The 14,773-nt window shown below is 40.4% G+C and carries 8 protein-coding genes, 2 tRNA genes and 2 rRNA genes; all 12 read right to left on the bottom strand.

The window, feature by feature from the left end:
• Positions 1-92: 92 nt before the first annotated feature.
• Positions 93-2,991, bottom strand: a 23S ribosomal RNA gene (locus AC5LW9_RS01130).
• A gap of 215 nt (positions 2,992-3,206) precedes the next feature.
• Positions 3,207-3,282 (bottom strand) — tRNA-Ala (locus AC5LW9_RS01135).
• 57 nt (positions 3,283-3,339) lie between these two features.
• A tRNA-Ile gene (locus AC5LW9_RS01140) sits at positions 3,340-3,416 on the bottom strand.
• 56 nt (positions 3,417-3,472) lie between these two features.
• Positions 3,473-5,010, bottom strand: a 16S ribosomal RNA gene (locus AC5LW9_RS01145).
• Together the 16S and 23S rRNA genes with 2 tRNA genes alongside form the textbook arrangement of a ribosomal RNA operon.
• A gap of 301 nt (positions 5,011-5,311) precedes the next feature.
• Positions 5,312-6,493: a formate-dependent phosphoribosylglycinamide formyltransferase gene (gene purT, locus AC5LW9_RS01150; RefSeq protein ID WP_493456162.1), complete on the bottom strand. Its 1,182-nt coding sequence runs from the start codon at positions 6,491-6,493 to the stop codon at positions 5,312-5,314.
• Between the two features lie 91 nt (positions 6,494-6,584).
• Entirely contained in the window at positions 6,585-7,883 is a 1,299-nt protein-coding gene (locus AC5LW9_RS01155; protein WP_065602006.1) for an adenylosuccinate synthase, read from the bottom strand.
• A 19-nt stretch (positions 7,884-7,902) separates the two neighbouring features.
• Positions 7,903-8,865, bottom strand: coding sequence for a protease modulator HflC (hflC, locus tag AC5LW9_RS01160; RefSeq protein WP_144092665.1), 963 nt, complete (start codon positions 8,863-8,865; stop codon positions 7,903-7,905).
• Between the two features lie 17 nt (positions 8,866-8,882).
• Positions 8,883-10,100 (bottom strand): FtsH protease activity modulator HflK, encoded by a 1,218-nt coding sequence (gene hflK, locus AC5LW9_RS01165; protein ID WP_086326191.1) that lies wholly within the window; start codon positions 10,098-10,100, stop codon positions 8,883-8,885.
• A 23-nt stretch (positions 10,101-10,123) separates the two neighbouring features.
• Positions 10,124-11,419, bottom strand: coding sequence for a ribosome rescue GTPase HflX (gene hflX, locus AC5LW9_RS01170; protein WP_144092580.1), 1,296 nt, complete (start codon positions 11,417-11,419; stop codon positions 10,124-10,126).
• Positions 11,420-11,440: 21 nt separating this feature from the next.
• A complete protein-coding gene (gene hfq / locus AC5LW9_RS01175; RefSeq protein WP_065738153.1) occupies positions 11,441-11,686 on the bottom strand; it encodes an RNA chaperone Hfq in 246 nt (81 codons plus the stop codon).
• A gap of 304 nt (positions 11,687-11,990) precedes the next feature.
• Positions 11,991-12,902: a tRNA (adenosine(37)-N6)-dimethylallyltransferase MiaA gene (gene miaA, locus AC5LW9_RS01180; protein ID WP_493456163.1), complete on the bottom strand. Its 912-nt coding sequence runs from the start codon at positions 12,900-12,902 to the stop codon at positions 11,991-11,993.
• The gene (gene mutL / locus AC5LW9_RS01185) at positions 12,899-14,758 is read right to left on the bottom strand and encodes a DNA mismatch repair endonuclease MutL (RefSeq protein ID WP_493456164.1); all 1,860 of its coding nucleotides are present in this window, start codon (positions 14,756-14,758) and stop codon (positions 12,899-12,901) included. Before mutL ends, miaA begins: the two co-directional genes overlap by 4 nt.
• Positions 14,759-14,773 lie beyond the last annotated feature (15 nt).

The following is a 14,773-nucleotide window of genomic DNA, read 5'->3' on the forward strand; positions in this document are numbered from 1 at the left end:
ATCTCACATCTGCACTCATCTCTCAATCCGGAACAAACTGTTCGATTATCTCATAATCAATTACTCGCGTATCCAAAACAACTCCGAGTTGTAAGGTTAAGACTCTCGGTTCATTAGTATCAGTTAGCTCAATGTATCACTACACTTACACACCTGACCTATCTACGTCTTAGTCTCAAACGGACCTTACTGACTCTCATCAGGGAAAACTCATCTCGAGGCTAGTTTCGTACTTAGATGCTTTCAGCACTTATCTATTCCGCACGTAGCTACCGGGCAATGCAATTGGCATCACAACCCGAACACCAGCGGTGCGTTCACTTCGGTCCTCTCGTACTAGAAGCAAACCCTCTCAATTTTCCTACGCCCATGGCAGATAGGGACCGAACTGTCTCACGACGTTCTAAACCCAGCTCGCGTACCACTTTAAACGGCGAACAGCCGTACCCTTGGGACCTACTTCAGCCCCAGGATGTGATGAGCCGACATCGAGGTGCCAAACACCGCCGTCGATATGAACTCTTGGGCGGTATCAGCCTGTTATCCCCGGAGTACCTTTTATCCGTTGAGCGATGGCCCTTCCATTCAGAACCACCGGATCACTATGACCTACTTTCGTACCTGCTCGAGCCGTCACTCTCGCAGTCAAGCTAGCTTTTGCCATTGCACTAACCTCCTGATGTCCGACCAGGATTAGCTAACCTTCGTGCTCCTCCGTTACTCTTTGGGAGGAGACCGCCCCAGTCAAACTACCCACCAGACAGTGTCCCTTACCTCGATTCAGAAGTATAGGTTAGAACATCAAACATTAAAGGGTGGTATTTCAAGGTCGACTCCATGCATACTGGCGTACACACTTCTTAGTCTCCCACCTATCCTACACATTAAGGCTCAATGTTCACTGTCAAGCTATAGTAAAGGTTCACGGGGTCTTTCCGTCTTGCCACGGGTACACCGCATCTTCACGGCAATTTCAATTTCACTGAGTCTCGGGTGGAGACAGCCTGGCCATCATTACGCCATTCGTGCAGGTCGGAACTTACCCGACAAGGAATTTCGCTACCTTAGGACCGTTATAGTTACGGCCGCCGTTTACTGGGGCTTCGATCAAGAGCTTCTGCTTACGCATAACCCCATCAATTAACCTTCCAGCACCGGGCAGGCGTCACACCGTATACGTCCACTTTCGTGTTTGCACAGTGCTGTGTTTTTATTAAACAGTTGCAGCCAGCTGGTATCTTCGACTGAGTTCACCTCCGTCCGCACGGGACTTCAATTACAATCAGCGTGCCTTCTCCCGAAGTTACGGCACCATTTTGCCTAGTTCCTTCACCCGAGTTCTCTCAAGCGCCTTAGTATTCTCTACCTGACCACCTGTGTCGGTTTCGGGTACGATTAACTATAACCTGAAGCTTAGAGGATTTTCCTGGAAGCAGGGCATCAATTACTTCACTACCTTAGTAGCTCGTCATCACGCCTCAGGGTCTCAGTGACCGGATTTGCCTAATCACACCCCTACACGCTTAACCCACCATCCAATAGGTGGTAAACCTAGCCTTCTTCGTCCCCCCATCGCAGTTATAGCCAGTACGGGAATATTAACCCGTTTCCCATCAGATACGCCCTTCGGCCTCTCCTTAGGGGTCGACTCACCCTGCCCCGATTAACGTTGGACAGGAACCCTTGGTCTTCCGGCGAGCGGGCTTTTCACCCGCTTTATCGTTACTTATGTCAGCATTCGCACTTCTGATACCTCCAGCATACCTCACAATATACCTTCAACGGCTTACAGAACGCTCCCCTACCCAACACACTTGCGTGCGCTGCCGCAGCTTCGGTGCATAGTTTTAGCCCCGTTACATCTTCCGCGCAGGCCGACTCGACTAGTGAGCTATTACGCTTTCTTTAAATGATGGCTGCTTCTAAGCCAACATCCTAGCTGTCTAAGCCTTCCCACTTCGTTTCCCACTTAACTATGACTTCGGGACCTTAGCTGGCGGTCTGGGTTGTTTCCCTCTTCACGACGAACGTTAGCACCCGCCGTGTGTCTCCCATGATTAAACTTGTCAGTATTCGTAGTTTGCATCGGGTTGGTAAGCCGGGATGGCCCCCTAGCCGAAACAGTGCTCTACCCCCAACAGTTACTCATGAGGCGCTACCTAAATAGCTTTCGGGGAGAACCAGCTATCTCCCGGTTTGATTGGCCTTTCACCCCCAGCCACAGGTCATCCGCTAATTTTTCAACATTAGTCGGTTCGGTCCTCCAGTTAGTGTTAACCAACCTTCAACCTGCCCATGGCTAGATCACCGGGTTTCGGGTCTATACCCTGCAACTTAACGCACAGTTAATACTCGGTTTCCCTTCGGCTCCCCTATTCGGTTAACCTCGCTACAGAATATAAGTCGCTGACCCATTATACAAAAGGTACGCAGTCACTATTACCCAACGGTAACAGCTCCCACTGATTGTACGTACACGGTTTCAGGGTCTATTTCACTCCCCTCCCGGGGTTCTTTTCGCCTTTCCCTCACGGTACTGGTTCACTATCGGTCAATCAGGAGTATTTAGCCTTGGAGGATGGTCCCCCCTTCTTCAGACAGGATATCACGTGTCCCGCCCTACTCTATAAGCTTCCACATAACGCATTTTCATGTACGGGACTTTCACCCTCTATCGTGCGACTTTCCAGACGCTTCCATTAATACATCATGCTACCCGCTTGGGCTACTCCCCTTTCGCTCGCCGCTACTCAGGGAATCTCGGTTGATTTCTTTTCCTCGGGGTACTTAGATGTTTCAGTTCTCCCGGTTCGCCTCATCTGACTATGGATTCATCAGATGATAGTGCAGTCGCCTGCACTGGGTTTCCCCATTCGGACATCAACGGGTATAGCGCCTTTTATCGACTCACCGTTGCTTTTCGCAGATTAACACGTCCTTCATCGCCTCTGATTGCCTAGGCATCCACCGTGTACGCTTAATTTCTTAACCTTACAACTCACAGTTGTCTTGGTTTTCATTACGCTTTTTTCTCTTTCTTATACCAAACCAACATATCTTCATACATCAGCTCAACATAAAAACGAGAACTCGTTTCTTTCAGCTTGTTCCTAATTGTTAAAGAGCTTTATACTTCTATTCACTTTCCCATCTCGCGACTTCAAGTAAATACAAACATAATTTAATTCAAAAAGAGACTTCTTTAATGGTGGAGCTAAGCGGGATCGAACCGCTGGCCTCCTGCGTGCAAGGCAGGCGCTCTCCCAGCTGAGCTATAGCCCCATTTTATTTCACTTCTTCAACCCGTTAAAGCCAAAATCAGCAAAAATTAAGTTGAATTGGTGGGTCTGAGTGGACTTGAACCACCGACCTCACCCTTATCAGGGGTGCGCTCTAACCACCTGAGCTACAGACCCAATAAAGTGACTCTTTTCTTAACAAACAATCTGTGTGAACACTTACGAGCGCTTCGTAAGGAGGTGATCCAACCGCAGGTTCCCCTACGGTTACCTTGTTACGACTTCACCCCAGTCATGGACCACACCGTGGTAAACGCCCTCTCGAAAGTTAAGCTATCTACTTCTGGTGCAACCCACTCCCATGGTGTGACGGGCGGTGTGTACAAGGCCCGGGAACGTATTCACCGTGACATTCTGATTCACGATTACTAGCGATTCCGACTTCATGGAGTCGAGTTGCAGACTCCAATCCGGACTTAGACGTACTTTATGAGGTCCGCTTGCTCTCGCGAGGTCGCCTCCCTTTGTATACGCCATTGTAGCACGTGTGTAGCCCTGGTCGTAAGGGCCATGATGACTTGACGTCGTCCCCACCTTCCTCCGCTTTATCAACGGCAGTCTCCTTTGAGTTCCCGGCCGAACCAATGGCAACAAAGGATAAGGGTTGCGCTCGTTGCGGGACTTAACCCAACATTTCACAACACGAGCTGACGACAGCCATGCAGCACCTGTCTCACAGTTCCCGAAGGCACTCTCGCATCTCTGCAAGATTCTGTGGATGTCAAGACCAGGTAAGGTTCTTCGCGTTGCATCGAATTAAACCACATGCTCCACCGCTTGTGCGGGCCCCCGTCAATTCATTTGAGTTTTAACCTTGCGGCCGTACTCCCCAGGCGGTCGATTTATCGCGTTAGCTTCGGAGCCCATCACTCTAGGCAACAAACTCCAAATCGACATCGTTTACAGCGTGGACTACCAGGGTATCTAATCCTGTTTGCTCCCCACGCTTTCGCATCTCAGCGTCAGTATCTGTCCAGAAGGCCGCCTTCGCCACCGGTATTCCTCCACATCTCTACGCATTTCACCGCTACACGTGGAATTCTACCTTCCTCTACAATACTCTAGTTAACCAGTTTTAAGTGCAATTCCTAGGTTGAGCCCAGGGCTTTCACACCTAACTTAATTATCCGCCTACATGCCCTTTACGCCCAGTCATTCCGATTAACGCTCGCACCCTCCGTATTACCGCGGCTGCTGGCACGGAGTTAGCCGGTGCTTCTTCTGTAATTAACGTCAATTGATGCACCTATTAGATACATCACCTTCCTCATCACCGAAAGTACTTTACAACCCGAAGGCCTTCTTCATACACGCGGCATGGCTGCATCAGGGTTCCCCCCATTGTGCAATATTCCCCACTGCTGCCTCCCGTAGGAGTCTGGACCGTGTCTCAGTTCCAGTGTGGCTGGTCATCCTCTCAGACCAGCTAGAGATCGTCGCCTTGGTAAGCCATTACCCTACCAACTAGCTAATCCCATATGGGTTCATCGAATGGCGCATGGCCCGTAAGTCCCACGCTTTGGTCTCTCAACTTTATGCGGTATTAGCAGTCGTTTCCAACTGTTGTCCCCCTCCATTCGGCAGATCCCCATACTTTACTCACCCGTCCGCCACTCGTCATCAAGTGCAAGCACTCATGTTACCGTTCGACTTGCATGTGTTAAGCCTGCCGCCAGCGTTCAATCTGAGCCATGATCAAACTCTTCAATTTAAAGTTTGATGCTCAATAACTGTCTCTGACATATTCAAATGAATCTTCAGTGTCACTTATCAAGACTTAATTTTTTTAGTCCGTAGACTTTTAATCTTTCGTCTCGCAAGTGCCCACACAGATTGTCTGTTTCTTCTTTTTAAAGAGCTGACAGCTTTTTAAGTTAACTAAATGTTTTGTTATTTAGTTTGCTGTCTCAAGGGTTGCGTATGTTACTCACTTCACTTGCACTCGTCAACCCCTATTTTAGAAATTTTGCTATTTTTGAATTGATTGATTGCTTTTTATTCAAAACAGTGCGTTATAGCGTTATTTTGAGTTGTTTAACTGCATTTACTGCTTTATTTACCGCTTCGGAATTCGTTTCGGCTTTCGCCAATGCGACTCCCATTCGTCTTACACCCTCTACTTCAGGTTTACCAAATAAACGTATATCAGTATGTGGTTCTTGTAATGCTTTTTCTAAATTAGCAAATGTAACTTGTTTTGAAGAACCATTTACTAAAATCACTGCTGAAGCTGCAGATCCGTATTGTTCAATATTAGGAATAGGTAATCCCAATATAGCTCTGGCGTGCAATGCAAATTCGGACAAGTTTTGAGATATTAATGTCACCAAACCTGTGTCATGTGGACGAGGGGAAACCTCACTAAACCAAACTTGATCACCTTTTACAAACAATTCCACACCAAATAAACCTCGTCCTCCTAGCGCTTCAGTTATTTTCGTCGCAATTTCTTTTGCTAGATTTAAAGCTTGATTAGACATTTGTTGTGGTTGCCAAGATTCTCGATAATCCCCTTTTTCTTGACGATGACCGATAGGTTCACAGAATGAAATACCATTGATATGTTTTACAGTAAGTAAGGTAATTTCGTAATCAAAATCCACAAAGCCTTCTATTATTACTTTTCCCTCACCAGCTCGACCGCCTTCTTGAGCATAGGTCCATGAGGAATCAATATCGACTTCACTACGTAATAATGATTGACCTTTACCAGAAGAACTCATAATTGGTTTGACAAAACAAGGAAAACCGATCTCTGTTACCGCTTGTTTAAATTCTGTTTTATTTGCAGCGAAACGATAAGGTGAAGTCGGTAACTTTAATTTTTCAGCCGCAAGGCGACGTATGCCTTCACGATTCATTGTTAATTGAGTGGCTTTGGCCGTTGGGATTACAGTAAAACCTTTTTTTTCCATCTCAACTAAGGTATCAGTGGCAATTGCTTCTATTTCAGGAACAATATAATCAGGTTTTTCAGTTTCAATGACGTTTCTTAGTTCATCACCATCTAACATATTGATTATATGATAACGATGTGCAACTTGCATCGCAGGAGCATTAGCATAACGATCAACAGCAATAACTTCGCAACCTAATCGTTGTAATTCAATCACAACTTCTTTAGCTAGTTCTCCAGCGCCACAAAGTAAAACTTTTGTTGCACTAGGTGATAATGGTGTCCCTATTTTTGTCATAATATCCTCTTATAGGTTTAATCATTATACTTTGTTAATTAGCTTAAAATAAAAAATCGGGATAATTATCCCGATTTTTATTAATTTAAAATTATACTGAATATGGATCTCGTAAAATCATGGTTTCACTACGATCCGGACCTGTTGAAATAATATCAACTGGTGTTTCCGTTAATTCTTCAATTCGTTTGATATAGGCTTTTGCAGCTTGTGGTAGTGCATCATAGTTCTTAATTCCAAATGTTGATTCACTCCAACCAGGCATTGATTCATAAACTGGTTTTACTAAACTCCAATCTTCAGCTGCTGCTGGTGCATTTTTTATTACATCACCATTTGGTAATTGATAGCCTACACAAATTTTAACTTCTTTAAGACCATCGAGTACATCCAGTTTTGTTAGACAAAATCCAGAAACAGAATTAAGTTGTACCGCTTTTCGAACAGCAACCGCATCTAACCATCCAGTACGACGACGACGACCTGTTGTTGCACCGAATTCATTCCCTTGTTTACAAAGGTATTCACCCGTTTCATCGAATAATTCTGTAGGGAAAGGTCCTGCCCCAACTCGTGTAGAGTAGGCTTTAACAATCCCTAATACATAACCAACATAACGAGGACCAAAACCAGAACCAGTTGCTACTCCACCCGCGGTTGTATTAGAAGAGGTCACGTAAGGATAAGTACCATGATCAATATCAAGTAATGTACCTTGCGCTCCTTCGAACATAATTTTTTCGCCTTTTTTTCGTGCATCTTCTAAAAGAGCAGGAATATCGGCAATCATAGACACTAAAGTATCGGCAATCGCTAATGTGTCATCAAGAACTTTCTGATAATCAACAGCATCGGCTTTATAGTAATTAACTAATTGAAAGTTGTGGTATTCCATCACTTCTTTTAATTTTTCAGCAAATACCGCTCTATCAAGCAAATCTCCGACACGAAGTCCACGACGCGCAACCTTATCTTCATAAGCAGGTCCAATGCCGCGACCGGTAGTACCAATAGCTTTATTACCACGAGCTTTTTCTCGAGCTTGATCTAATGCAATATGATAAGGCAAAATTAATGGGCACGATTCAGAGATGAGTAGTCTTTCTTTAACGGGGATGCCTCTAGTTTCAAGTTCTTTCATCTCTTTCATTAAAGCATCAGGGCAAAGCACTACGCCATTAGCAATAATACTAATAACATTATTATGCAGAATTCCTGATGGAATTAAGTGTAGTACAGTTTTTTCACCATTAATAACTAATGTGTGACCTGCATTATGTCCGCCTTGATAACGAACAACATATTTTGCTTTTTCAGTAAGTAAATCGACAACTTTACCTTTGCCTTCATCACCCCATTGTGTACCTAACACAACAACATTATTACTCATAGACTGTTTACTCATTCTGTTATTTATTTGATTTCAATTTCATATACTGGAAAAACTCACTATCAGGACTAATGACCATCACATCATTGCCTGTAAAGCTTTGTTCATACGCTTTTAAACTACGAATAAAACTAAAAAACACCATATCTTTGCCAAAGGCATCAGCGTATAGTTTTGCCGCATTAGCATCACCTTCACCGCGGATAATACGAGATTGACGCTCTGCTTCTGATAATATTTTGGTTGCTTCAAGTGTAGCTGTTGCTCTTGTTTCCTCAGCTTTTCTAACACCTTCAAAACGTTTATCACGTGCAATAACTTCACGTTCTGCTCGCATTCTTGCATAAATGGAACCAGAAACCTCAGCAGGGAAGTTAATCTGTTTAATTCGCACATCAATGACTTCAACACCAAATGCTCTTAAGCTGGTTTTATTGCTTTCAGGATCTTTTTGAGTGTCAGCAACCAATTTGTCAATTGGTGCTGAGTCAACTGAGTCTTGATGATTGCCATTTAAAGCATCTTTAACTCGAATCATCAAAGAATTTCGTGATTTAGTATCAGCGTTAGAATCATTAATAATGTCTTTATTGCTTAATTTACCGATTTCAGCTCTTAGACGACCATTTAAACGCGCTAAAAGTAAATCTTCAACATTATTACCACCAGCAACTGTTTCATAATAACGGTTAAAATCAACAATTTTCCACTGAACAAAATAATCAACAATCAATTCTTTCTTTTGTACGTTAAAAAATCGTTGTTCTTTGCTGTTATTAGAACTATTAGTTGTTTGAATTTTTGCATCAATAACTTTGATGCTATCCATACCCGGAACTTTAAAATGTAATCCTGGATTAGATAATCCAATAATTTTATTAAATCTTAAAACAACACCACGTGTCCCTTCTTCTATCACATAAGCGCTGGAAAAGAACATACCAATTAAAATTAAAACAACAGGAATCAATAATTTACGCATATTCATCTTTCTCCTTATTATTGTCCCATAGTTCGCATAGTTCTTGCTGTGTTACCAGTAGAACTACTGTTACTTGTTGTGGCACTTTTTTGTGATTCACTTGCTGTTTGAGGTATACTTTTTATCGCTTCAGAAGAACTTGGCATATTAAAATTATAGTCACTATTTTGATTTACAGTTGGTGTAGATACTTTTTCGCTTTTATTTTTTAATAATTGTTCTAATGGTAACACCATTAAATTACCGCTTTTATCACTAACGATGACTTTATTAGTTTTCTCTAATATTTTTTCCATCGTTTCAATATATAAACGCTCTTTAGTTATTTCAGGAGCTGCTTTATATTGCGGTAAAATTTGTTCAAAACGTGCAACATCACCTGCCGCTTCAAGTTCTACTCGAACTTTATAGGCATTAGCATCAGCTAAAATTCTTGCCGATTTACCTTCAGCTTGCTGAACTAATTGAACTTTATCAGCTTCTGCTTGTTTGATTTCACGCTCACTATCGCCTTGAGCACGAATTGCATCATCATAGGCATCTTGAACCTCATCCGGTGGACGAGCCACTTGGAAGTTTAAATCAACAATATTAATTCCCATATCATAATGGGTTATTACATTAACAAGTTCGTCTCTGGTGCTACTTTCAAGAATTGAACGACCATCGGAAATGATAGCATCAATATTAGAGCTACCCACAGCGGTTCGAAGAGCACTATCTGCAGCTTGGCGTAGGCTATCTTCAACATTAGTAACATTGAATAAATATTTTAATGGGTTGCTGATACGATACTGTACATTCATCTCAACAAAGACAAGGTTTTCACCTGTAGTAACAATAAAGCCTTGAACATTGAAATTTCGAGTACCTTGGGTGTCTACAACATAGACTTTATCGATTAAGGTAGGTTTCCAATTTAATCCAGGTTGAACAATTTCAGGTTGAACTTGACCAAAGCGGGTAATCACCCCTCTCTGACTTTGGTTAATGGTATAAAATCCACTTAGACCCCAGATAAAAATTATAGCAATAAATGCTATAGCAATAATTTTTGATGGACTCATCGGTAATTTAGTTTTTGATGAACCACCATTGTTATTGCCTAAATTACCTTTTTTTAGAAAATCTTTAATTTTATCCAATATATCATTTGTTGAATTGGAAGGTTTTTTGTTATTACTTCCCCATGGATCGTTATCTTGTCCGTTATTTCCGGGCTGATTCCACGCCATATTTTATATGCTCCATTTAACGATTAGTTGTTATTTTGCGTATTAATTAAGTATAACAGATCTGGCTCCTGTTTACAGAGACGATTCCATTCAATAGAAGGCATTCTCACATCTAGTCGAAAACTACCATCATCATTAATAAATTCACGTTCTACTGCATTTAACTGATAAAAACGACTTCTGAGTTTTGCCAAATGAGCGGGTAAATTCAACTGACAAACTTGAATCTGTTTAGCAAGCCTTTCTTTTAATGCTATAAATAATAGATCTAATCCTAAACCATTTTGAGCAGAAATCCAAACACGAATTGGGACTCCTTCTTCATCACGATCAATACTTGGCTGTCTACCTTCAATTAAATCAATTTTATTCATTACTAACAATGTTGGAATATCATGTGCATCAATTTCAAATAGTACTTCTTCTACTGCATGTATATTATCTAACATATTAGGATCCGCCGCATCTATAACATGCAACAATAAAGCGGCTTCTTGCGTTTCTAACAATGTTGCTTTAAAAGCCGCAATCAGATCATGAGGTAAGTGACGAATAAAACCTACGGTATCAGCCAAAACAACTTCGCCTACATCATCGACTGTAATCCTTCTTAAGGTAGGATCAAGTGTAGCAAATAACTGATCAGCCGCATAAACATCGGCATTCGTTAGAACATTAAATAGTGTTGATTTACCTGCATTGGTATATCCAACTAAAGATGCCGTAGATAAATCGGCTTTATTTCTTGACTGACGATTTTGATTACGCTGTTTTTCTACTTTAGCCAATCTTGATAAAATTAATTGAATTCTATGACGAATCAAACGTCTATCGGTTTCTAACTGTGTTTCACCAGGTCCTCGTAAACCAATACCACCTTTTTGTCGTTCTAAATGTGTCCATCCGCGAACTAAACGAGTGGATAAATATTGCAATTGTGCTAATTCAACTTGTAATTTACCTTCATGCGTTCTTGCTCGTTGAGCAAAAATGTCTAAAATCAAACCAGTTCGATCCACAACGCGACATTCACATAGTTTTTCTAGATTCCGTTCTTGAGTAGGCGTCAATGTATGATTAACTAAAATAACTGAAGCTTGTAGTTCTTTAACTTTTTCTGCAATTTCTAGGGCTTTACCCTCACCAATAAAATATTTGGCTTGAGGGGTTTTTCTTGATGTTGTCACAATATCGAGAATCTCTATTTGAGCAGAAGTAACCAATACTTCAAACTCTTTTAGATCCTCGATATCGCTTTCTTGAGGAAGGAAAACATGGACTAATAAGGCAGATTCTCCGCCCTTATATCGCTCAAACAATCAGATTCTCCGCTGATTTAATCAGTTTCCATTTTCCTCTTCTGGCTGAGATACTAATCCAGAAATTGATCTTGATGGTACAACTGTTGAGATAGCATGTTTATAAACCATTTGGCTTACAGTATTTTTTAGTAATATAACAAATTGATCGAATGATTCGATTTGACCTTGTAATTTAATACCATTAACCAAATAAATTGATACAGGAATATGCTCGCGACGAAGCAAATTCAAATAAGGATCTTGTAATGACTGCCCTTTTGACATGAGATTATCCTTTAAAATGAAATAATATGAAGATTGAAATTATATTTTCAAAAATAAATATCTACTGTAATTGCAATTATAGAATATTTACGTAAGTAAATACCAAAATAACATAAAAAACACGGCACTTGAACCGATCAATTGCAATTTATGCACAAATAACTAAAATTTTAATAAATTTACATTAACTAGACAAAAAAATATACGAAACCGCCTCATTAACTTAAAATATTTTAACAAAACTAAATAAACTATCAATAAATAAAAAGACCAAGGAATAAGCAACAAAAATATCTATTTGAAATTAAAAGAGATGATTGAAAATATTTTCCATATTATTTTTATTTAACCACGTTATAGGTTGCTTCCAACCACGAAGCCAAGTAATTTGCCGTTTTGCTAATTGACGAGTCGCGCAAATTCCTTTGAATACCATTTCATCATAACTGGTATCTCCATTTAAGTATTCCCACATTTGGCGATAACCAACACAGCGTATAGAGGGTAAGTTTAAATGTAAATCAGATCGTTGCATAAGCATCTTGACCTCATTTTCAAAACCTTGATCTAACATCTGTAAAAAACGCTGCTCAATACGCTGATGAAGTTCAGCCCTATTATCTGGCATGATAGCAAATTGCATAACATCATATGGCAAAGCTTCACCACTTTCTTGGGTTAGCTCAGTTAAACTTTTACCTGTAATAAGATAAACTTCCAAAGCACGATTTAGGCGCTGTGGATCATTAGGGTGGATACGCTCAGCCGATACTGGATCAACTTTTTGCAATTCTTCATGAATCGCTTGCCACCCCATTTTATTGGCTTTTTCCTCTATTTGTTTACGTATTTCCATGTTAGCAACAGGAAGCGGTGACAGCCCCTCAATTAACGCTTTAAAATATAACATGGTGCCACCGACTAACAATGGAATGCGTCCTTTGCTTAGAGTCTTTTCGATTTCGACAATCGCATCATGCCGAAAATTAGCTGCCGAATAGCTTTGTGCAGGATCGCAAATATCAATCAATTTATGTGGATATTTCTGTAGCTCTGCTTTTGTTGGTTTTGCTGTTCCAATATCCATGCCACGATAAATGAGCGCTGAATCAACACTTATAATATCAACAGGATAACGCTCATAAAGAGCCATAGCAAATGCCGTTTTACCAGATGCAGTCGGCCCCATTAAAGAAATAATTTTTGGTTTGTTCATGATAAAATCGATTGAGTAAATAATTGTATATTAACTGGATATAAAAATGTTTGTTGCTGTAACAGATTAATATCTATCTGTTCTAACTGAGCTAATAACTGAATCACTTTCGCTACGCTCCAACATACTGCATGGCCGTCATCATATTGATTGGCTAACCAATTAGCTATTTGTGTTGGATCTAATACTACTTGTTCTGATTCTGATAAAAAACTAATTAATGCTGGCAAGATTTGTTGCCAATTCATAGTCCGCAACATTTTTGGCACACTTTGTAAATGTAATTTTGCTTTATCTACATAAAAATCAAAACCTAAAAAATTTAATTGTTTTTGATAACTCGTAAAAACTTGCTGTTCTTTATGATCAATTAATATCGTTAAAGGAATTAATAATTTTTCAGATTCTTGAGATAATAATTTAATTGCCGTTACTTTTTGTTGGGCAACCGGTAATTTCATCAACATTAATTTTTGCTGATTATCTTCATACTTTTCAAGCAATGCCACATCAGATTGAATGACCGTTAATACTCGGCCAAATTGCACTAACGATGAACTGTCAAGTTGCTGTTGTAATGATTGTAATGGCACATTTCGTTTAGGAAATAGTGCCTCAATAACTGCCTGTTGTGGTGCGGTTATTGCATCCTTATCTTCTGTCGATTGAAAGGATTGTGGCTGAGTTTTTTCTAATTCAACTTTTGGTTTCGTTTCGACTAACTGACCATAAATTGCATTTTCTTTAATATGATTAATTGGTTTTTTAGGTAACGAGCCAATTGTTGGATAATTTTTCTGCTCAGTTTTGATTTTTTGATTAAAGATGTTTTCACCAGCAGCTTGTCGATTTGGAGCCATTACCATTTTTTCGTTATATGCGAGCTGTTGATTTGATTCTAGTGCCATGACAATTGCTTGATAAACAAAATCATGTACTAATCTCGCCTCATGGAAACGAACTTCGTGTTTTGCTGGATGTACATTAACATCGACTTGCTTAGGATCAATTTGTAAAAATACAACATAACTCTGTTGTTCATGAGTACGGCTATTGTAAGCTTGTCGCAATGCATGATTGAGCAATTTGTCTTTTATGACACGACCATTAACATAAAAGTATTGCAGTTCGCTACTTTCACTACTAGTAACCCAGCCTTGAATCACTAAATCATCGTGTTGCCAATCCAGTTTTACCGCTTTTTGCATAAACGCTCGGCCGCAAACTAATTCCACCCTTTTTTCTAATTTTGATGCTCGATACTGTTTAACCAATTTACCGTTATGTTGCAAATTAAAAGAGACATCAGGACGAGCCAGTGCAATGCGACGTACAAATTCCTCGATATGCATAAATTCGGTTTTTTCTGTTTTTAAAAAACGGCGCCTTGCTGGAGTATTATAAAATAGGTCAAGAACTTCAACTGTTGAGCCAATGGGATGAGCCGCTGGTTTAATAGTTGGCGTCATATCTCGACCTTCCGCATAAACTTGCCATGCTTCAGACTGTTCAGCGGTTCTCGATGTTAATGTTAATCTAGAAACAGAACTAATACTTGCTAATGCCTCGCCACGAAATCCAAGACTAATAATTGCATCTAAATCATCTAACGTACTGATTTTACTGGTTGCATGACGAGCTAAAGCAAGGGCTAATTCATCTTTATTAATTCCACAACCATTATCACGAATACGAATTAATTTACAGCCGCCTTGCTCAAGATCTATATCAATTTGAGTACTGCCCGCATCAAGGCTGTTTTCAACTAATTCTTTAATAACCGATGCGGGGCGCTCTACTACCTCACCTGCTGCAATTTGATTTGCTAATTGGGGAGATAGAATGTGGATTGCCATTAATGTTGTTCTCCA

The organism is Gilliamella sp. LMG 34360 (assembly GCF_984568995.1).

Coding starts and splice junctions, on each gene's coding strand:
- purT (WP_493456162.1), bottom strand. CDS start 6,493: ATGACAAAAATAGGGACACCATTATCACCTAGTGCAACAAAAGTTTTA.
- AC5LW9_RS01155 (WP_065602006.1), bottom strand. CDS start 7,883: ATGAGTAATAATGTTGTTGTGTTAGGTACACAATGGGGTGATGAAGGC.
- hflC (WP_144092665.1), bottom strand. CDS start 8,865: ATGCGTAAATTATTGATTCCTGTTGTTTTAATTTTAATTGGTATGTTC.
- hflK (WP_086326191.1), bottom strand. CDS start 10,100: ATGGCGTGGAATCAGCCCGGAAATAACGGACAAGATAACGATCCATGG.
- hfq (WP_065738153.1), bottom strand. CDS start 11,686: ATGTCAAAAGGGCAGTCATTACAAGATCCTTATTTGAATTTGCTTCGT.
- miaA (WP_493456163.1), bottom strand. CDS start 12,902: ATGAACAAACCAAAAATTATTTCTTTAATGGGGCCGACTGCATCTGGT.
- mutL (WP_493456164.1), bottom strand. CDS start 14,758: ATGGCAATCCACATTCTATCTCCCCAATTAGCAAATCAAATTGCAGCA.